The sequence below is a fragment of the Stutzerimonas sp. R40042 genome (assembly GCF_026642215.1).
In the GTDB taxonomy this organism is placed as follows: domain Bacteria; phylum Pseudomonadota; class Gammaproteobacteria; order Pseudomonadales; family Pseudomonadaceae; genus Stutzerimonas; species Stutzerimonas frequens.
Genome location: NZ_CP113258.1, coordinates 1,727,830 through 1,743,010, shown reverse-complemented (window position 1 = coordinate 1,743,010; position 15,181 = coordinate 1,727,830). Strand labels below are relative to the sequence as shown.

Here is a 15,181-nt window from a genome sequence, read left to right as displayed (position 1 = left end):
GGTGAATCAGTTGGCGAAGTACGCCTGGGCGCGCGCTACTTCAGCCGGGGTCGGCTTGTACACGGTCCACTGATCGGCTTCTTTCTTCTTGTAGCGGACCTCGCCCTTCTCCACGTCGAACTCGTAGAACGGGTAGACCTCGCGCAGGTTGTAGAAAGCGGCGGGTGCAAAGAAGAGGATGTCGGCGACCAGGTAGCCGCTGTTGAACTTCAGCGGAATAAGACCGTACATGGGTTCCATGCCGGGCTTCTCGGCGCGGAAACGGTACTGGCCGAAGCTGGTGGCCTTGTAGGTCTTGCTGACCGGATTCTTCAACACCAGCGGGGCGTCCTGGTTGATCTTGATTGCCAGATCAGGATCGGTGGCGCGAAGCGAAGTGGCGGCGGTACAGGCGGAAAGCAGTGCAGCAGTAATGGCTACTGCCAGAACGTGTTTGGCATTCACCGAGTTAGTCCCTTGTGTGTCTGTCGGGCAGTGACAGCTCTATTGCAGTCCGGGCACAGCCGAACTGTTGGCCATCCATTGCGGCGCGCACTATAGGGCAGCGAAGGACTAATGGCCAACAGCCATACCGACCAGCGGCAGGCTTTCTTGATCATGGTCACGCCGGCCCCAACGCCGGCTCAGAAACGCCACCGCGCCCTCTATAATCGCTGCCGGCTGAGCAAATGGCCGTAGCGCGAGTCGTAACACAACACTGATCAGCAAAGGTGTCGATCATGGCCAAGGCCGGGGGCAAGCAGTTCAAATCCGTCAGGCTCGAGCGCCTGGCGCGGTTCATCGAGTGGGCAACGGCGCGTTATCCGGATTTCGTGCCGAAGAAACACCATCAGGAAAAGTGGTTCGCGCCCTATATCGGCTACCCGATGCCGGGCCTTGGTCGGGCGGCGAAAGCCTTCTGGCTGGGCTTACATGCACCGGCAGTCGATCAGTTGATGGCCGAGCCCGCGGCGGATGAGCTGATCGAGCGGATCGTCAGCCGCGACCTTGGCGAGATCCCCTGCCACGTCGATGTGTTCGGCAGCGAGAAGACCTTCACCCTGGGCTCGCCCGCTCATCTGCTGGAGCCGGAGTGGGCGCTGCGCCTGGCCGACAGCCCACAGCGCGACGACTTCCCAGGCAATCTCCAGGCGGCCGTGCAGCAGTACGTGCGCGGCCGTCTGCAGTTGCTCGAGCGTCCCTTCGCCGAGATGGACGAAGAGGACCGCCAGCGCTGCCTGGCGCGCGTCCGCCCGGAGCTGTCGCGGCTCGACGAGTTCCTGCAGCACGCGGTCGCCACGGTGAACGAGATCCGCCACGAGCTGCGCTATCTGGTGACGCTGCGTCACGGCCCGCTCGAGCTTGAACTGCAGCGGCGCATTCCTGCCGAGCAGGATCACCTGCTCAGCGACGCGGAAGTCGAAGCCTGGCAACGTCAGGATCGAGCCGACCTGCAGGCCAGCTTCGATCGTCTGCTCGAGCTCGCCGGCGACTTCGACCTGCAGCAGCTCGGCCACAAGCGGCTCACCGAACTGCTGATGCTCGAACCCGGCCGCATGCGCAAGGCTGTTCGCGCCGCCCGCCGCGAGCATGAAGAACGCATGGCGTTTGCCGTGCTGCTGGAGAACAACCCGCGCTTCGTTCACTACCACAAGCTCTATCCAGCGCGCCGTCTGACGCGGCGCTGGATTGCCCTGCTCGGCCCCACCAACAGCGGCAAGACGCACCGTTCCATCGAGGCGATGGCGGCCGCCGAACACGCCATCTACCTCTCGCCGCTGCGCCTGATGGCCCTGGAGAATCAGGAGCGCATCGAGTCGATGGGCGTGCCCTGCTCGCTGGTCACCGGCGAGGAGGAAATCATTCGCGAAGGCGCCACGCACTTCTGCTGTACCGTGGAGGAGTTCGCGCGTTTCCGCCATCAGCACTGGGACGTGGTCGTGGTCGACGAAGTGCAGATGATGGCCGACCCGCAACGTGGCTGGGCCTGGGTCGACGCGCTGGTCAGCGCGCATACGCCGAAGCTGATGATGACCGGCCCGGCGCTGATCGAACCATCGCTACGCACGCTCTGTGAACTCTGCGAAGACCAGCTGCAGGTGCAGCGCACCAAACGCCTGTCACCGGTGGAAGTATCCAAGCGCTCCACCACGCTGGAGCGCTTGGAACCCGGCTCGCTGCTGGTGGCGTTCAGCCGCAAGCTGGTGCTGGAGCTCAAGGGCATGCTCGAGAGCGTCGGCAAGAGCGTCTCGGTGGTCTACGGCGCGCTTTCGCCGGAAGTGCGTCGCGAGCAGGCCCGGCGCTTCCGCGAAGGCGAGGCGGACATCATGGTCGCCACCGATGCGGTCGGCATGGGCCTCAACCTGCCGGCGCACACGCTGTGTTTCTATACCGACGAGAAGTTCGACGGCATCCAGAACCGCCAGCTCAAGGTCCAGGAGGTCAAGCAGATCGGTGGCCGCGCCGGGCGATTCGGTCACCACGACAGCGGCGAGATCACCGCGCTGGACCCGCAGACGCTCAAGTCCATCCGCCGGCTGTTCAACAGCCCGGATGCGCCGGTGGACCTGAGCCAGTTCCAGGTGCGCCCATCCATCGATCACCTGTCCGCCATTTCCGAACTGATGGGCGAGCCGAGCCTGCTGCGCGCCTGGCTGACCTTCAACCGCAACATCAATTACGGCGAGGCGTTCATCTCGGTGCTGCCGGACGAACTGGCCGAATGGATCGAGCTGATCGACGACCCGAAGATTCCGCTATGGCTGCGCTGGACGTTCGCCTGCACGCCGATCCGCGGCGGCTACGACAGCCCGGCCAGCCAGCATGCCCAGCGCTGGATCAAGCGAGTCGCCGAAGGCCACGCCATCCCGATGCCCAAACTGCTGCTCGGCAGCGATCTGGCCAGCCTGGAAAGCACGCTGCATGTGGTGGAAACCTACCTGCACCTGTCCCGTAGCCTGCCCGAGCATTTTCCCGAGCACGACGACGGTGAAGACGCGCGCAAGCTGCTCAACGATGCCATCACCCGTGAACTGTCACGCCAGCGCAAGCCACGGGCAGCACGACGCGGCGGCCGCAAGGCCGGACGGCGACGCTGAGAATTTTCGCCAACCGCGATCCAGTCAGGTCGGCCGCTCTATAATCGCCGCTTTGCTGCCGAACGCGAGCCTGCCATGCCGATCAAGTACGCCCGTCGTCTGACCGATCGTCGACGGACCGTCCATAGCAATCGCCAGCTTGGCCTGTGCCTCGCCTTCGTAGCGGGGGCCGCCAATGCCGGCGGGTTCATCGCCGTTCAGCAGTACACCTCGCACATGACCGGTATCGTTTCGGCAATGGCCGATAACCTCGCCCTCGGCGCCACCGACCTGGCGCTGGCCGGCTTCGGCGCACTGCTCTCGTTCATCCTCGGCGCGATGTGCTCGACGCTGATGATCAACTTCTCGCGGCGACGCCGGCTGCACAGCCAGTACGCGCTACCGCTGGCGCTGGAAGCCGCACTGTTGCTGCTGTTCGGCATCCTCGGCGCGAGGCTGATGTTGGTTCCCGGGTTTTTCGTGCCGCTGACCGTGGTCCTGCTGTGCTTCATCATGGGCCTGCAGAACGCGATCATCACCAAGCTTTCCAACGCAGAGGTGCGCACCACCCATATCACCGGCATGGTGACCGATATCGGCATCGAGCTAGGCCGGCTGATCTACTTCAACCGCAATCGTCATGACGACATGCCACCGGTCCGGGCCAATCGACAGCGCCTGCGTATCAACCTGCTGATGGTGATGAGCTTCTTCGTCGGCGGTTTGAGCGGCGCCATCGGCTTCAAGCATTTCGGCTTCATCGCCACGGTCCCACTGGCCGCCTTGCTGTTGGCACTGGCGCTGGTGCCGATGGCTGACGATCTGCTGCTCGGCTGGCGCCTCTGGCGGCGTCGGCGCTAAGACACCGATGGTTTCCAACGTCTCCAGGTTGGAAAGGCTGCATCGGTCAAGTAGACGCCTCCAAGACGCGCAGCGACAGCAGGCGCGCTCATTTGTTCCCGCAGCGCGCCCGTAAAATGTTCGAATTTTTACTTTGACAGCGGCTTTTATTGCCTCTAAGTTTTCGTTTCCGAACAATTCCGAACCAAAGCAGTGCTCGGAATAAAACAAAAACAAACGAACGAGGCTCCGCGCATGAGTACGCCCATCGTCCCGACGCTCAAGGGACAATGCATCGCCGAATTTCTCGGCACTGCCCTGCTTATCTTCTTCGGTACCGGCTGCGTCGCAGCGCTCAAGCTCGGCGGTGCCGACCTGGGGCTGTGGGAAATCAGCATCATCTGGGGCATCGGCGTTTCGATGGCGGTGTACCTCGCCGCCGGCGTCTCCGGTGCCCACCTGAACCCGGCCGTCACCATCGCACTGTGGCTGTTCGGCACCTTCGAGCGGCACCGCGTTCCGGCCTACATCCTGGCGCAGGTGGCCGGCGCCTTCTGTTCCGCGGCATTGGTCTACGGGTTGTACAGCAGCCTGTTTTTCGATTTCGAACAGGCCCAGCAGATGGTTCGCGGCAGTGTCGAGAGCCTCGAACTCGCGTCGATCTTTTCCACCTATCCGCACGCCTCGTTGTCGTTCGGTCAGGCATTTCTCGTGGAGGTCGTCATCACCGCCATTCTGCTGGCGATGATCATGGCCATCACCGACGACGGCAACGGTCTTCCCAGCGGCCCGCTCGCACCTTTGCTGATCGGCCTGCTGATCGCTGTCATCGGCGGCGCAATGGGACCGCTGACCGGCTTCGCGATGAATCCCGCGCGGGATTTCGGGCCTAAACTGATGACCTTCTTTGCCGGTTGGGGTGACGTGGCCTTCACCGGCGGGCGAGACATCCCGTATTTCCTGGTCCCGATCTTCGCCCCGATTCTCGGTGCCTGCCTCGGCGCTGCAGGTTACAAGGCACTCATCTGCCGGCACCTGCCGGGCGTTGGCTCTGCCGCCTGCGATGCACCGAAACCCAAGGAAAAGGCCTCTGCCGAAATGGGCTCCGCCCAGCCCGATATCAGCAAAGTTCGCTAAGGAAACGTCGCCATGAGCAATCAGAACAAGCAATTCGTCGTCGCCCTCGACCAGGGCACCACCAGCTCCCGCGCCATCGTGCTGGACCGCAACGCCAACGTGGTGACCATCGCCCAGCGCGAGTTCGCGCAGATCTACCCACAGCCCAGCTGGGTCGAGCACGACCCCATGGAAATCTGGGCGACCCAGAGCGGCGTGTTCGTCGAAGCCCTGGCCCAGGCCGGCATCACCAACGAGCAGGTGGCGGCGATCGGCATCACCAACCAGCGCGAAACCGCCATCGTCTGGGACAAGATCACCGGCCGGCCGATCTATAACGCCATCGTCTGGCAGAGCCGCCAGAGCACGCCGATCTGCGACCAGCTCAAGCGCGACGGCATGGAAGAGCACATCCGCAAGACCACCGGCCTGGTGATCGACCCCTATTTCTCCGGCACCAAGATCAAGTGGATTCTCGACCACGTCGAGGGCAGCCGTGAGCGCGCCCGCCGCGGCGAACTGCTGTTCGGCACCGTCGACTGCTGGCTGATCTGGAAGATGACCCAGGGCAAGGCCCACGTCACCGACTACACCAACGCCTCGCGCACCATGCTGTTCGACATCCACAAGCTGGACTGGGACCCGGTAATGCTCGAGGCGCTGGATATCCCGCGCGAAATGCTGCCGGACGTGCGCTCCTCGTCGGAGATTTACGGCCACGCCTACATCGGCTCCGGCCAGAGCACCGGCATTCCCATTGCGGGCATCGCCGGCGACCAGCAGGCCGCGCTGTTCGGCCAGATGTGCGTCGAGCCTGGGCAGGCCAAGAACACCTACGGCACTGGCTGCTTCCTGCTGATGAATACCGGGACCAAGGCAGTGCAGTCCGAACATGGCCTGCTGACCACCATCGCCTGCGGACCGCGGGGCGAAGTGAATTACGCGCTGGAAGGCGCCATCTTCAACGGCGGCTCCACCGTGCAGTGGCTGCGTGACGAGCTGAAGGTACTCAATGAGTCACTGGATTCGGAGTACTTCGCCACCAAGGTGCCGGACAGCAACGGCATTTACCTGGTGCCGGCGTTCACCGGCCTTGGCGCGCCCTACTGGGACCCACGCGCGCGCGGCGCGCTGTTCGGCCTGACCCGCGGGGTCAAGGTCGACCATCTGATCCGTGCAGCGCTGGAGTCCATCGCCTACCAGACCCGCGACGTGCTCGACGCCATGCAGCAGGACGCCGGCGAGCGCCTGCGCGCCTTGCGCGTGGACGGCGGCGCAGTGGCCAACAACTTCCTCATGCAGTTCCAGGCCGACCTGCTCGGCACCCAGGTCGAACGCCCACAAATGAAGGAAACCACCGCCCTCGGCGCGGCCTACCTGGCCGGACTGGCGACCGGTTTCTGGAGCGATCTCGACGAGTTGCGCAGCAAGAGCAGCATCGAGCGTGTGTTCGAACCGGCGTGCGGAAGTGAACAGCGCGAAGCGCTCTATCGCGGCTGGCAGAAAGCGGTCGACCGTACGCGCAACTGGGCCGAAGACTGATCTGACGGACAGCAGGCCTGCTTTGGAAGGGTTTCGGAGGCAGGCCTGGCATGTGCGAATTCGAACAGGCAGCGCTTTAAACGAACGCCAGACTACGGCATGCTTCCCCGCACAACAGCGAACAAGGAAGCCTCATGAGCCTGGCGCCCCGACAGCAGAACATTCTGGAACTCGTGCGCGAGCGCGGCTACGTGAGCATTGATGAGCTGGCGCGGCATTTCGCCGTCACCCCGCAAACCATCCGCCGCGACATCAACCAGCTCGGCGATGCGGGCCTGCTGCGGCGCTACCACGGCGGCGCGGCCTACGATTCCAGCGTACAGAACACCGCCTACAGCCAGCGCGCGCACCAGATGCGCGACGAGAAACTGCGCATCGCCGCCGCCATGGCCGCGCGCATCCCCGACCAGGCTTCGCTGTTCATCAATATCGGCACCACCACCGAGGCGATCGCCCGCGCCCTGCTCAATCACCGCGACCTGAAGATCATCACCAATGACCTGCACGTGGCGAGCATTCTCAGCACTAAGGAAGACTTTGACGTGCTGATCGCCGGCGGCAACGTGCGCAGCGACGGCGGCGTGGTGGGCCAGGCCACCGCCGATTTCATCAGCCAGTTCAAGGTCGATTTCGCCCTGATCGGCATCAGCGGCATCGACGAGGACGGCACCCTGCTCGACTTCGACTATCAGGAAGTCCGCGTCTCCCAGGCGATCATCCATAACGCACGCAAGGTGTTTCTGGCAGCGGACTCCAGCAAGTTCGGCCGTAGCGCCATGACGCGCCTGGGCTCGCTGGAGCAGATCGACTGCCTGTTCACCGACTCGGCACCTTCCGAGGTATTCGCCGAGCTGCTGGCCCGCCACAAGGTGCAAGTGGAGATCGCCGAGTAGGTTTGGCGGCAGCTCGTGCGCGGGCAACTCCGCTCACACAGTGATAACTGAACGCTGGTAACGGATTCGAGCGCTTACGGGCAGGCTGAATCTGGCCGTTCGGCGCAATGCGAACCGTCATTGCCGGCTAACAGCGGCAATCAGCCAGAAGTGCAAGGTTCGAATATTTTCTTTTTTATATATTTTCGAACATTTTTGCTTTCAAACGGATTCTTTTGCGAATAGCATGTTCAAAACCGAACATAATCTTTCGTTTCCGAGGAGAAGCCCGTGCCCCATTCCGCCCAGCCCGTCTCCGAGCTCTATGACGTCGCCGTGATCGGCGGCGGTATCAATGGCGTCGGTATTGCTGCCGATGCAGCTGGTCGCGGGCTTTCTGTGTTCCTTTGCGAACGCGACGACCTGGCCAGCCATACGTCATCGGCCAGCAGCAAGCTCATCCACGGTGGTCTGCGCTATCTGGAGCACTATGAGTTCCGCCTCGTCCGCGAAGCACTGGCCGAGCGTGAAGTTCTGCTGGCCAAGGCACCGCATATCGTCAAGCCTATGCGCTTCGTGTTGCCCCACCGCCCGCACCTGCGCCCGGCGTGGATGATTCGTGCCGGTCTTTTTCTTTACGACAACCTGGGCATGCGCAAGAAGCTGCCGGCATCTCGGGGTTTGCGTTTCGGAAGCGATAGCCCGCTCAAGCCGGCGATCACCCGTGGTTTCGAATACTCGGACTGCTGGGTCGACGATGCGCGGCTGGTGGTGCTCAACGCCATGGCGGCACGGGAGAAAGGCGCGCACATCCATACCAGAACCCAATGTCTGAGCGCCAAGCGTGCTGGCGGTATCTGGCATGTCGAGCTGCAGCGCGAGGACGGCAGCCGCTTTTCCTTGCGCGCCAAAGCACTGGTCAATGCGGCCGGCCCCTGGGTCGCACAGTTCATCGGCGAAAACCTGCAACAGCGCTCGCCTTACGGCATCCGCCTGATTCAGGGCAGCCACATCATCGTGCCCAAGCTGTATGAAGGTGAGCAGGCCTACATCATGCAGAACGAGGATCGGCGCATCGTCTTCGCCATCCCCTATCTGGACCGCTACACCATGATCGGCACCACGGATCGCGAATATCGTGGCGACCCGGCCAAGGTGAGCATCAGCGAGGAGGAGATCGCCTACGTACTGGGCGTGGCCAACACGCACTTTCGCAAGCAGCTCGAGCCCAGGGACATCGTGCATACCTTCGCCGGCGTCCGGCCGCTGTGCGACGACGAATCGGATAACCCGTCCGCGGTCACCCGCGATTACACCCTGTCGCTGGCGGCGGAAGAAAAGCAGGCGCCGCTGCTTTCGGTGTTCGGCGGCAAGCTCACCACCTACCGCAAGCTCGCCGAGTCGGCGATGGCGCAGCTCAAGCCGTTCTTCCCGGCCATGGGTGAAAGCTGGACGGCACAGGCCGCACTGCCTGGCGGTGAAGGCATGAGCACGGCCGACGCGCTCGCCGAAGAGCTGGTAGCCAAGGTACAGGGGCTGAAACTACCGCTGGCCAAGCGCTGGGCCACCCTCTACGGCAATCGGGTATGGCGCATGCTCGGCGAAGCGCGCTCGCTCGATGCGCTGGGCGAAGACCTCGGCCAGCAGCTGTATACGCAGGAAGTCGACTACCTGCGGCGCGAGGAGTGGGCAACCCAGGTGGAGGACATCCTCTGGCGCCGCACCAAACTCGGGCTGGCCTTCAGCGAGCCGGAAAAGGCTCGCCTGCAGCGTTACCTGACAGAGCGGCCGGTCAGCGAAAACACGCGCAGCAGCGACGCAGCCTGAGACAGCCGCTCAGCCCTGCGCCGCGAGCTGCTGATTGATACGGGCGACGCTGGCGGCGATGCGTTGCTCGACATTCTGCATCTGCTCGTTCTGTTGCAGCAGCGGCACGCAGAGATTCAGTGCGGTCAGCACCAGCAGCTTGTCACCCGTGGCGTGGGGGAACTGCCGCTGGCTGTCGGCCAGATGCTGCTGCAGCAAGGCCGCCGCCTCCTGCAGGAGAGCATCCTGGCTGGGCGGCGCGCGGAACGAGTATTCGCGACCGAATACCCTGAGCACCTGAACGCCATCCGCCGTCATGCGGCGCTACTGCCAGCTGCACGCTCCACCAGCGCCTGCAGCCGGGCCAGGGTAGCGCCCTGCCTGTCTTCCTGCTCCAGCGCAGCCAGTTGCAGATTATCGTTTTCCTCACGTGCCTGCTGCAGCTGCTGCTCGAGCAAGACACAGTGCTCGCTGAGGCTCTGGTTGCGTTGCAGCAGATCGTTGATGACGTTTTCAAGTTGCGCAAGGGTGCTATCAAGCATGGAGCGTTTTCCGGGTCCGATGAAAAAGCGCGCGAGAGTACCCGAAAGGAAGGTCGCCGGGGGCCTTCATTAAGCCTTCAATGCCACGCGGTCCGGTCGCCAATGCCACGGGTTTGCGGTAGCCTCGGCAGCCTATCTGAAGAGGAGAGTCCCCATGGCACGCGCTACCGCCCGCCACATCCTGGTTTCCACTGAAGCCAAGTGCAACGAACTGAAAGCCGCCATCGAAGGCGGTGCCGACTTCGCCGAGGTCGCCAAGGAAAACTCCACCTGCCCATCCAGCCGTCAGGGCGGCGACCTAGGTTCGTTCGGCCCCGGCCAGATGGTCAAGGAATTCGACACCGTCGTGTTCAGCGCCCCGCTGAACCAGGTGCAAGGCCCGGTGAAGACCCAGTTTGGCTATCACCTGCTGGAAGTGACCAGCCGCCAGGACTGATTGAAGCGTCTCCCCGCGCCTGCTGCGTGGGGAGACGCCAGGCTGCGCCCTCCCTTCCTCGCGGTTCGTCATTTCCGGCCTATCCTCTAGAGCAGACCCAACTGCGAGGAAAGGCTCATGTTCCGAGTGACACGCGTCGCCCCCGACCGTATCGATGTCATCCTGTCCGGCAGGCTTGATAGTGACGCCATGCGCGCAGCGCTGGACGACCTGTTGTTCAAGTCCGAAGGCATCAATCACGGGCGGATGCTGTATCGCATCGACGAATTCGACCTACCGACCCTCGGTGCGGTGGCAGTCGAACTGTCACGGCTGCCGCAACTGTTTCGCTTCATCCGCCGCTTCGATCGCTGTGCCGTGATCGCCGGCAAGGACTGGTTGCGCCGGATCAGCGAAGTCGAGGGGCTGCTGATTCCCGGGCTGACCATCAAGGCGTTCGACCTGCATCAGGAAAGCGACGCCCTGACCTGGCTCGAACAAAGCTGAACGCCCGCAGGGTTCATCCGACCTGTGGCTACGAATGGGTCGCCCCGGTTCGCTGTCGAACGCTCACACTCGACAGCACGGAGGAACCGCCCCATGGGACTTTTCGACACGATCAAAGCAAAGCTTGGCCTCGGCGACGTCTCCAACGAGGCGCAGCGCAAGGCGGACGTTCCGCCGGCCGATGCCGGACGGTCGAACGCGGAGGGCATCACGCTGGACAACGACAGGCCCTCCACCACAAGCAATGCCACAACCGCCCCGAACATGGACCTGAACAGCCCGTCGGCCACACAAAAGGGGGTGAATGTCGTCGCTCAGCTGGAAGGCAAGGCTGCTCAGCACCCGGAAGCTCTGAACTGGCGTACCTCGATCGTCGACCTGCTCAAGCTGCTTGGCCTCGACAGTAGCCTGGAGGCCCGTCGACAACTGGCGACCGAGCTGGGCTGCCCACCGGAGCAGATGGCCGATTCGGCCCAGATGAACATGTGGCTTCATCGCGAGGTGATGAAGCGTCTCGCCGAGCATGACGGCAGCATACCGCCTGAACTACTGGGTTGATTAGCGAAGGGCCTTCCGCATGGAAGGCCCTGATCGGGAGGGTTATGCGTTGCGGACCTGCTCGTCCGCGAGGAAATCTTCCTCGAGCAGTGCGTCACGACCAGCTACGGCGCCGTCGATCATTTGCGGTTGCGCACCGGAGCGCTTGCTGCGCAGCTTGCCAAACTGGTGACCGAGCGCGTTGTTCAGCTTGTCGACGGCACCATCGAGTGCCAGCTCCAGGGACTCGGCCTTGTGCGTCACGGAAATCGGCTGCAGCCCCTTCGGTCGTGCTTCGATCTGGCAGCGCTTGTCGTGCGCGCCTGCCTTGTCTCCGTTTTCGTCATTGAGATGAACAACGACTCGCGTCAGCTCGTCATCGAAGCGATCCAGCCGGCTGGCGACACTGGCGCTGACCCAGTCGGCGAGACGGGCACTGCCTTCGATGTGGTTATCGCTGTGAACCTGGATTTGCATAAGTCGTCCTTACTTCCGCTTATGAGCACCACCGTTGCCGGTGGCTTGCTGATAGCTATGCCACCGTTTGGATCATTAAGCAATGCGCCAAATGTCGCCGAACCTTTCCTGGGCCATGGCGCGACACGGCGTTGCACTCCATAAGGTCGTGGGATCGCTGCCGTTCTCGGCATTAGTTTGAACGATGCCGACAGGGCAGCCTCGCCCGGAGAGTGCAGCGGAGGCAGAGCGAAGTGCTATTGGCGTGATCCAGGGCAACGAAAGACGCACCGGACGAAACCGTCCGGTGCGCGGTTGTGCAAGCGTCAGGCAGCCTTCTGAAACAGCTCACGCCCATGGTCGAGGTGCTGATCCACCAGCCACTTGCCGTGGGCAATGGACAGCCGCTGGGCCTTGTCCAGTTCGTCCATGAACGCATGTTCGAGTGGCAGCGGCATGCGGCGAGTGACGTGCCCATCGGGGGCGGTAATCCGGCAACCGCCGGCCCAGGGCGTCGAGGTGCCAGGATATTCCATCACTTCGGCGGTGATGATGTGATCGCGGTAGGTGCATTGCATCATGGTCATGATCGTTACCTCGCTATGTGCGGGCAGCCATCGATCATGCAGGTTGACTCGGGCCTGATGGCTGCCGGAATTCCCCCCTTGCCAGAGCGGGCCAGGCGGATAGGCTGGCCCTCGGTGCGTCACATCGGTATAGCACAGTCCGCCGACCGCGCCTGCGCGGATCGACGAACGTGCCGCTCATGCATCCAGCGAAGGGCCGATCAGTTTGGCCAGCTGGCTGTATACCCCGGGCGCCGCCACCAGATATGGATTGCCTCGCAGCAGACCGTCGTTACGGAAGAAGTCGTTGCGCAGGCCACCCGCTTCGGCCACCAGCACCAGCCCGGCCAGGCAGTCCCAGCTCTTGAGCTCGGTCTCGTAGTAACCGATCAGGCGACCCGCAGCGACGTAGGCGGTCATCAGCGCGCCGGAGCCGTTGCGGATGAACATGCCGCCTTCGGCCAGCAGTTTTTCCAGAAACGGAATGAAGTGCTCCTTGCCGCGCGGATGGAAGGTGCCAGCGCCGGTCAGCCCCTCGCACACGTGGGTCGCGGTGCTGGCTCTGAGCGGCGTCTCGTTGACGTAGGCACCGCGGCCGAGGCAGCCATGGAAGAGTTCGTCGTGATTCGGATCGGCGATCGCGCCGACGTGCGGTTCGCCGTCGACCAGCAGACCGATGGAGACGCACCAGTTGTGCAGGCCGTTGACGAAGCAGGCGGTGCCGTCGATCGGGTCGATGACCCAGACACAACGTGCCTTGAGATCGGCCGAGCCGCTCTCCTCGCCGAGAAAGCCGTCCTCGGGAAAACGTTCGGCGAGCCGCCCGCGAATGAAGTCCTCGATGCGCTTGTCGGCGATGCTGACCACGTCCTGGCGATCGCTGCCCTTGTGCTCCACATCCAGTGTCTCGCGCTGACGGTAGTAGGTCATGCCGAGCTGCGCAGCTTCCAGTGCAAGGCTCTTGGCGCAGGCGTAGCGGGCGTCGATGTCGAGGTTGCTCATGGCGGGTTTCCCGGGCAAAAGCGGCATTCTAGACAGGCGTGGAGCACAGCACGAGGGCGGCGGGCGCGGCGAGCCAGTCAACCACGAGCTTGGCGGACGCACCGCTCGCTTCAAGCGCGACTAATCGAAGCGCCGGCGGTCCTAATTGCGAGCCACGGCTCACGTATCCACGCAGACAGGAGAATATCCATGGGCTTGTTCAATTCGATTCTGGAAAAGATCGGCATCGGCCGGGCGCACGCCACGCCTGACAGCAGCGCACCCACGACCCCGCCGGAAGCCTCCACCGGCGGCGCCGGGGCGCCCACGACGCCTGCCGTGGATCAGGTTGACGTGGCGGCCAAGCTCGACGGCATGGCCAACAACCACCCGGAAAAGCTCAACTGGCGCACCTCCATCGTCGATCTGCTCAAGCTACTGGGCCTCGACAGCAGCCTCGCAGCGCGCAAGGAGCTGGCCACCGAACTCGGCTGCCCGGCGGACAAGATGGGCGACTCGGCGCAGATGAACATGTGGCTGCACAAGGCGGTGCTCAAGCGGCTGGCCGAGAACGGCGGCAACGTGCCGGCCGATCTGCTGGACTGAGCGGGAGGAACGCAAGCTGCGGTCGCTGCCGCAGCCTGCGAGGCGATCAGTGTTCGTGCAGACGCACGTTCAGCTCGTCGACGATGGGCGCCCATTCGGCGTCCTCGACCCATTCGTCACGCAGGAACGCACGCTGCGACTCGTTCCAGAACGGCGCATCAGCCAGACGGACATCCTCCGGCAACCGGCCGTGCGTGGCGATGAAGGCATCGATGCTGGCAGGATCGGATTCCAGGCCGAGCTGTTCGAACAGGGTGCCGAGGTCTTTGTTGGGCAGTTCCATGGGATTCTCCTTGGGCTTGGTCAATTGAACGGACGCCACTTGCGCGCTCCGTGACTTGCCTATTCAGAGACTCCGCGGCTGACTACAGTTCCGCTTCGCCCACCTGGAGCCATTCCATGGACCTACTGCTTTGCGGCAGCTTCGACAGAGAAGAACGCGACGCCTGGCTCGTCGAGCTGCAACGCGCCATGCCCGATGCCCGCTGGCACCTGCACGCCCCGACGCAGAACGCCGGGCGCATCGTCGCCGCCGTGGTTGCCAACCCGCCGCCAGGCTCCCTGCAAGGCCTGCCCGGGCTGCGCCTGATCCAGTCGCTCTGGGCCGGCGTCGATCGCCTGCTGGACGATCCCAGCCTGCCGGACGTACCCCTGGCGCGCATGGTCGACCCGGCCATGAGCGCGGCCATGGCGGAAACCGCCTTGTGGGCGACGCTTTCGCTGCATCGCCGCTTCTTCGACTATGCGCAGCAGCAGCGCGATCGCCATTGGTACCCTCTGCCACAGCGGCGCGCCGACGAGATCGAGGTAGCCGTGCTGGGCATGGGCCAGATGGGACGGACCTGCGCGCGGCGGCTGCTGGAAACGGGTTATCGGGTGACCGGCTGGAATCTGCACGGTGGCGCCATCGCCGGCATGGCGCTGGAACACGGCCTGGAAGCGCTGTGGCCGCTGCTGGCGCGCAGTGACATCGTGATCAACCTGCTGCCTCTCACCGCACAGACCGCCGATCTGCTGGACCGAAGGTTCTTCGCCGCCATGCGCCCCGGCGCTGCCCTGATCAACCTCGCCCGTGGCGGGCACCTGGTGGAAGCCGACCTGCTGCAGGCGCTGGACAGCGGACAGCTCGATCGTGCGGTGCTGGATGTGTTTCGCCAGGAGCCGCTGGCGACGGACCATCCGTTCTGGTGCCATCCGCGCGTGACGGTCCTGCCGCATAGCGCCGCCGCGACGGACATGCGCAGCGCCGCGTCGATCGTCGCGCAGAACCTGCAGGCCCTGCGCGACGGCCGGCCGATCAACCATCTGGTGCAGCGCAAGCGCGGTTACTGAACCGCGG

At 63.7% G+C, this 15,181-nt stretch carries 18 protein-coding genes; 11 read left to right on the top strand and 7 right to left on the bottom strand.

The features are described 5' to 3' along the window. Nucleotides 1–6 precede the first annotated feature (6 nt). Complete coding sequence (locus tag OUY36_RS08350) at nt 7–444, bottom strand: hypothetical protein (protein ID WP_267937520.1); 438 nt, start codon at nt 442–444, stop codon at nt 7–9. 275 nt (nt 445–719) lie between these two features. Between OUY36_RS08350 and OUY36_RS08345 the strand changes: the two genes are divergently transcribed. The 6 genes from OUY36_RS08345 to glpD all read left to right on the top strand — a co-directional run bounded on the left by OUY36_RS08345 (nt 720) and on the right by glpD (nt 9,253). Continuing rightward, nucleotides 720–3,077, top strand: a complete 2,358-nt coding sequence (locus OUY36_RS08345; RefSeq protein WP_267937518.1) for an SUV3 family DEAD/DEAH box RNA helicase — start codon at nt 720–722, stop codon at nt 3,075–3,077. 75 nt (nt 3,078–3,152) lie between these two features. After that, a complete protein-coding gene (locus OUY36_RS08340) occupies nt 3,153–3,917 on the top strand; it encodes a YoaK family protein (protein WP_014819958.1) in 765 nt (254 codons plus the stop codon). Between the two features lie 234 nt (nt 3,918–4,151). Beyond that, nucleotides 4,152–5,033, top strand: a complete 882-nt coding sequence (locus OUY36_RS08335) for an MIP/aquaporin family protein (protein ID WP_044314141.1) — start codon at nt 4,152–4,154, stop codon at nt 5,031–5,033. Between the two features lie 12 nt (nt 5,034–5,045). Then, entirely contained in the window at nt 5,046–6,554 is a 1,509-nt protein-coding gene (glpK, locus tag OUY36_RS08330) for a glycerol kinase GlpK (RefSeq protein ID WP_226685866.1), read from the top strand. 134 nt (nt 6,555–6,688) lie between these two features. Further along, nucleotides 6,689–7,447 carry a DeoR family transcriptional regulator gene (locus tag OUY36_RS08325; RefSeq protein WP_063543886.1) on the top strand — a complete coding sequence of 253 codons (759 nt, stop codon included), beginning with the start codon at nt 6,689–6,691 and terminating at the stop codon, nt 7,445–7,447. Between the two features lie 270 nt (nt 7,448–7,717). Continuing rightward, on the top strand, nt 7,718–9,253 hold the full coding sequence (gene glpD, locus OUY36_RS08320) for a glycerol-3-phosphate dehydrogenase (protein ID WP_267937514.1): 1,536 nt from the start codon (nt 7,718–7,720) through the stop codon (nt 9,251–9,253). Nucleotides 9,254–9,262: 9 nt separating this feature from the next. Here glpD and OUY36_RS08315 read toward each other — a convergent pair whose 3' ends face one another. Both OUY36_RS08315 and OUY36_RS08310 read right to left on the bottom strand, forming a co-directional pair. Then, entirely contained in the window at nt 9,263–9,550 is a 288-nt protein-coding gene (locus tag OUY36_RS08315; protein ID WP_267937512.1) for a cell division protein ZapA, read from the bottom strand. After that, nucleotides 9,547–9,774 (bottom strand): hypothetical protein, encoded by a 228-nt coding sequence (locus tag OUY36_RS08310; RefSeq protein WP_014819952.1) that lies wholly within the window; start codon nt 9,772–9,774, stop codon nt 9,547–9,549. Before OUY36_RS08310 ends, OUY36_RS08315 begins: the two co-directional genes overlap by 4 nt. Before the next feature lie 154 nt (nt 9,775–9,928). Here OUY36_RS08310 and OUY36_RS08305 point away from each other — a divergent pair, with 154 nt between their 5' ends. From OUY36_RS08305 to OUY36_RS08295, 3 genes are all read left to right on the top strand, one after another. Next, on the top strand, nt 9,929–10,210 hold the full coding sequence (locus OUY36_RS08305; protein WP_003299288.1) for a peptidylprolyl isomerase: 282 nt from the start codon (nt 9,929–9,931) through the stop codon (nt 10,208–10,210). A 117-nt stretch (nt 10,211–10,327) separates the two neighbouring features. Further along, the gene (locus OUY36_RS08300; protein ID WP_156244539.1) at nt 10,328–10,696 is read left to right on the top strand and encodes an STAS/SEC14 domain-containing protein; all 369 of its coding nucleotides are present in this window, start codon (nt 10,328–10,330) and stop codon (nt 10,694–10,696) included. A gap of 93 nt (nt 10,697–10,789) precedes the next feature. Beyond that, complete coding sequence (locus tag OUY36_RS08295) at nt 10,790–11,254, top strand: DUF3597 domain-containing protein (RefSeq protein ID WP_125849878.1); 465 nt, start codon at nt 10,790–10,792, stop codon at nt 11,252–11,254. 42 nt (nt 11,255–11,296) lie between these two features. Here the strand turns inward: OUY36_RS08295 and OUY36_RS08290 are convergent, their stop codons facing one another. The 3 genes from OUY36_RS08290 to OUY36_RS08280 form a co-directional block, all read right to left on the bottom strand. Next, on the bottom strand, nt 11,297–11,710 hold the full coding sequence (locus OUY36_RS08290; RefSeq protein ID WP_102840882.1) for an HPF/RaiA family ribosome-associated protein: 414 nt from the start codon (nt 11,708–11,710) through the stop codon (nt 11,297–11,299). Between the two features lie 305 nt (nt 11,711–12,015). Then, the gene (locus OUY36_RS08285; protein WP_063543874.1) at nt 12,016–12,276 is read right to left on the bottom strand and encodes a hypothetical protein; all 261 of its coding nucleotides are present in this window, start codon (nt 12,274–12,276) and stop codon (nt 12,016–12,018) included. A gap of 177 nt (nt 12,277–12,453) precedes the next feature. After that, nucleotides 12,454–13,257, bottom strand: coding sequence for an inositol monophosphatase family protein (locus OUY36_RS08280; RefSeq protein ID WP_110777589.1), 804 nt, complete (start codon nt 13,255–13,257; stop codon nt 12,454–12,456). A gap of 189 nt (nt 13,258–13,446) precedes the next feature. On the opposite strand from OUY36_RS08280, the gene OUY36_RS08275 reads away from it, so the two are divergent. Further along, nucleotides 13,447–13,842 carry a DUF3597 domain-containing protein gene (locus OUY36_RS08275; RefSeq protein WP_063543870.1) on the top strand — a complete coding sequence of 132 codons (396 nt, stop codon included), beginning with the start codon at nt 13,447–13,449 and terminating at the stop codon, nt 13,840–13,842. Nucleotides 13,843–13,888: 46 nt separating this feature from the next. On the opposite strand, the gene OUY36_RS08270 is transcribed toward OUY36_RS08275, so the two are convergent. Further along, nucleotides 13,889–14,125 carry a DUF2789 domain-containing protein gene (locus OUY36_RS08270; protein WP_200630069.1) on the bottom strand — a complete coding sequence of 79 codons (237 nt, stop codon included), beginning with the start codon at nt 14,123–14,125 and terminating at the stop codon, nt 13,889–13,891. A gap of 116 nt (nt 14,126–14,241) precedes the next feature. Between OUY36_RS08270 and OUY36_RS08265 the strand changes: the two genes are divergently transcribed. Next, the gene (locus OUY36_RS08265; RefSeq protein ID WP_267937507.1) at nt 14,242–15,174 is read left to right on the top strand and encodes a 2-hydroxyacid dehydrogenase; all 933 of its coding nucleotides are present in this window, start codon (nt 14,242–14,244) and stop codon (nt 15,172–15,174) included. Nucleotides 15,175–15,181 lie beyond the last annotated feature (7 nt).